Origin of the sequence: Bradyrhizobium cenepequi, from assembly GCF_020329485.1 — a bacterium.
Classification (GTDB): domain Bacteria; phylum Pseudomonadota; class Alphaproteobacteria; order Rhizobiales; family Xanthobacteraceae; genus Bradyrhizobium; species Bradyrhizobium cenepequi.
In genome coordinates, this window is the sequence record NZ_JAGKJI010000145.1 from 1 (window position 1) to 1,440 (window position 1,440).

General features: G+C 62.7%; 3 protein-coding genes. All 3 read left to right on the plus strand.

Features of this window, described 5'->3' with window-relative positions:
- Positions 1–303: MFS transporter (locus J6497_RS40560; RefSeq protein WP_225709733.1), on the plus strand; the 303-nt coding region annotated here is incomplete at its 5' end.
- A 457-nt stretch (positions 304–760) separates the two neighbouring features.
- Positions 761–1,183, plus strand: coding sequence for a sensor histidine kinase (locus J6497_RS41845; RefSeq protein WP_312010466.1), 423 nt, complete (start codon positions 761–763; stop codon positions 1,181–1,183).
- Positions 1,168–1,440 (plus strand): ATP-binding protein (locus J6497_RS41850; protein WP_376708350.1); only part of this gene is annotated, 273 nt, incomplete at its 3' end. The genes J6497_RS41845 and J6497_RS41850, both read left to right, overlap by 16 nt.

A 1,440-nucleotide genomic window follows, 5' to 3' on the forward strand; every position in this document is an offset into this window, starting at 1 on the left:
GTGCAACTGTCGACCGAGCCCGTCATGCGCGGGCGTGTGATTGCGATCCTCCTCGCCATCGCGTTGGGCGGCGCCCCCATTGGCGCGCCGATCGTCGGTTGGGTCGCTGATCGGTTCGGCCCGCGCTGGGCGCTCGGCGTCGGCGCTGCCGCGGGCTTGGCCGCGGCGATGGTGGCGATCTGCTACCTCGCAAAGTACGGTCACCCGCGCGTGCGCATCGACCCTGAACGCCTCCGCTTCATCCCGAGCTCTCGGCCTGAAAACTCCGCCTGCGGTGCTCGCCCGCGCCGACTAGGCGGTTGAAAACGAGCCGGATTCGGCAGTCGGCTTCTCCTCAATCCCTCGGCCCGAAACGAATATTGAATTTCGTGATTGGCGCCGTCTGAAAAGCGACTCTCCGTCTGAAGAGTCACTCGGCGTTAGCCAAAACCTTTACCCTTCGATAGCGGCACTCTCGATCAATGCCAGGATCGACGCGATGGGTCATTCTCGACTGGTTCAGTCGGGTCTGCCTGCCATTTGATGTCCGCTTGACCTGAAAGCGACCTGATTGTTGCGCGCACGCGAAATGACGCGAAGGGCCAGGAACGGAATTCGGCACGACTTGAGCATGACGTTTTGGTCGACGGCTTGTAAGGTGTGACCGGAGCTTGGAATCGACAGCAAGTCACCCCGCGCTTACGTCTACCCTCCGGAGCTGGAGGCGACCGGAACCACGCAACCCTATGGGAAGGAGTACTTCCTGAAAAGCGGCGGCCGCGTGCCGGTGCTGGTCGGGGCAGCGACGTTCGGCGGGCGACATGACCAGGGCGTGGCCTTCGTGGTCGACTTAACCGAGCGCAAGCGGGTGGAGGAGGAAATTCGCGAAAGCGAGCGGCGTTACAGCGAGGTGCAGATGGAGCTCGTGCACGCGAATCGAGTCGCAACAATGGGGCAGCTCTCGGCTTCGATTGCCGATGAAGTCATGCAGCCAATCGCGGCGACAGTTACCAATGCCCAAGCTGCCTTGCGCTTTCTAAACGCCCAGCGGCCCAATCTCGAGGAGGTCCGGCAGGCGCTCGGTGCCGCCGTCAAGGACGGCAACCGAACCATCGACGTCATCGATGGGATCCGCGCCCTAAACAAGAAGGCGCCCCACGGACGGACGACCTGGAGATCAACGAGGCGGTGCTTGAGGTCATAGCCCTGACCCGGGCCGAGGTTTTGAAGAAGGGCATTTCGGTGCGGACGCAACTTGCGGAGAGCTTGCCACTCATTCGAGCAGATCGGGTCCAACTGCAACAAGTGATTCTCAACTTGATTGTCAACGCCATCCAAGCGATGAGCGGCGTCGGCGAGGGCGCGCGGGAGTTGCTGATCAGTACCCGGAAGGCCGAGCCGAACGGCGTGCTCGTCGGGGTGCGAGATTCGGGTCCGGGACTGGCGCCGGCGGAGCTTGAG